Consider the following 2,498-nt stretch of genomic DNA (forward strand, 5'->3'; position numbering starts at 1 on the left):
TGTTGATTTCCACTGAGAGCTGACCCGGCGCAGCCCGATATTTCCATTGAGAAGTGACCCATGTTTCAACCGTCCCTCGCATGTTTTCAGCGGGGGCTCTGGAGTGATCGACATGGCATTACTGAGCGTGATCCGACGCTGGCATTTTCGAGAGCATCTATCGATCCGGGAGATATGCCGCAGAACTGGCTTATCCCGGAATACGATCCGCAAATATCTACGCGCCGGCGGCGTTGAGCCGAAGTTCAACGTGCCGGAGAGGCCGAGCAAGCTTGACCCGTTTGCGGATCGGTTATCGGCCTGGCTGAAGACGGAATCCAAGAAGGGCCGCAAGCAGAAGCGGACAATGAAGCAGTTGCATGCTGATCTTGTGAGCCTCGGCTACGAGGGGTCCTACAATCGTGTGGCGGCATTTGCTCGGGAATGGCGCGATGATCGACAGCGGGAATTGCAGACGACCGGCCGTGGCACCTTCGTTCCACTGGCATTTGAACCCGGAGAAGCCTTCCAGTTCGACTGGTCGGAAGATTGGGCGATCATCGGCAATGAGCGCACAAAGCTCCAGGTTGCTCACACGAAGCTGAGCTACTCCAGGGCCTTCATCGTTCGGGCCTATCTCCTGCAGACGCACGAGATGCTGTTTGACGCCCATAACCATGCCTTCCGCGTCTTCGGTGGCATTCCCGGTCGCGGCATCTACGACAACATGCGCACGGCGATCGACAAGGTTGGCCGTGGCAAGGAGCGCGACGTCAATGTCCGCTTCATGGCGATGGCGAGCCATTATGTGTTCGAGCCCGAGTTCTGCAATCCGGCATCTGGCTGGGAGAAGGGACAGGTCGAGAAGAACGTTCAGGATGCGCGTCATCGGTTCTTTCAACCGGTTCCACGCTTTCCATCACTGGATGCCCTGAACGACTGGCTTGAACTTCGATGCAAAGAGTTCTGGGCAAAGACGCCACACGGTCAGATGCGCGGCACCATCGCCGACATCTGGGCCGAGGAAGCCCCGGCTCTCATGCCGGTTTCCAGACCGTTCGACGGGTTCGTCGAGTATACAAAGCGGGTCACGCCGACCTGCCTCGTGCATCTGGAGCGCAACCGCTACAGCGTTCCAGCATCCTTTGCCAATCGTCCGGTGAGCCTTCGGGTCTATCCAGAGCGTGTCGTCGTCGCCGCAGAAGGTCAGATCGTCTGTGAGCACCGCCGTGTCATCGATCGTTCCCATGATCGGCCGGGTCAGACCATCTACGACTGGCGTCACTATCTGGCGGTGGTGCAGCGTAAGCCCGGTGCTCTTCGTAACGGCGCACCGTTCATCGAGCTTCCCGATGCATTCCGGACCTTACAGCAATACCTGCTCAAGAAGCCCGGTGGTGATCGAGAGATGGTCGATATCCTGGCCCTCGTGCTTCAGCACGACGAACGGGCAGTGCTGTCTGCCGTCGACATGGCGCTGAAGTCTGGCGTTCCGACCAAGACGCATGTGCTGAACCTGCTGCATCGGCTCGTTGACGGCAAATCCTTCACGCCGCCGACCCTCGATGCCCCTCAGGCACTGACGCTCACCAATGAACCCAAGGCCAATGTTGAGCGATACGACACCTTGAGAAAGACGGAGGCTCGCCATGCGTCATAATCCAGCAAGCGGCGCGATCGTCATCATGCTGCGGCAGTTGAAGATGCATGGCATGGCTCAGGCAGTCGGAGAGCTTACCGAGCAGGGATCACCCGCGTTCGAGGCTGCCCTTCCGATCCTGTCGCAGCTTCTCAAGGCAGAGACGGCAGAGCGCGAGGTTCGATCAACGGCCTATCAGCTCAAGACAGCACGCTTTCCAGCCTACCGTGACCTGAATGGCTTCGACTTTACCAGCAGCGAGATCAACGAGGCGCTCGTGCAGCAACTCCATCGCTGCGACTTCCTCGATGATGCCAACAACATCGTCCTGGTCGGCGGACCTGGCACGGGCAAGACGCACATTGCCACCGCGCTGGGCGTTCAGGCCATTGAACATCACCACAAGCGGGTAAGGTTCTTCTCGACGGTCGAACTGGTCAACGCGCTTGAGCAAGAGAAAGCGCAAGGCAAGTCGGGACAGATCGCCAATCGGCTCGTTCACTCCGATCTCGTCATTCTCGACGAGCTGGGATACCTGCCATTCAGTGCCTCAGGAGGAGCGTTACTCTTCCATCTGCTGAGCAGGCTGTACGAGCGCACCAGCGTCATCATCACCACCAACCTCAGCTTCAGCGAATGGGCCAGTGTCTTCGGCGATGCCAAGATGACCACGGCGCTGCTCGACCGCCTAACGCATCACTGCCACATCCTCGAAACCGGAAACGACAGCTTCCGCTTCAAGAACAGCTCGGCGCATGAGCCGAAAACAACGAAGGAGAAACGCAGGAACTTGACCACCACGGCCAACACAAACGATACCTAAAGGCGGGTCACTTCTCGGTGGAAACGCCGGGTCAGCTCTCAGTGGAAATCAACAGCC

General features: G+C 58.4%; 2 protein-coding genes. Both read left to right on the forward strand.

What is annotated here, in order from left to right:
- Positions 1 to 112 precede the first annotated feature (112 nt).
- On the forward strand, positions 113 to 1,639 hold the full coding sequence (gene istA / locus BS627_RS20330) for an IS21 family transposase (protein ID WP_103036239.1): 1,527 nt from the start codon (positions 113 to 115) through the stop codon (positions 1,637 to 1,639).
- Positions 1,629 to 2,441, forward strand: coding sequence for an IS21-like element helper ATPase IstB (istB, locus tag BS627_RS20335; protein ID WP_077984993.1), 813 nt, complete (start codon positions 1,629 to 1,631; stop codon positions 2,439 to 2,441). Before istA ends, istB begins: the two co-directional genes overlap by 11 nt.
- Positions 2,442 to 2,498 lie beyond the last annotated feature (57 nt).

The organism is Agrobacterium salinitolerans, assembly GCF_002008225.1.
GTDB lineage: Bacteria > Pseudomonadota > Alphaproteobacteria > Rhizobiales > Rhizobiaceae > Agrobacterium > Agrobacterium salinitolerans.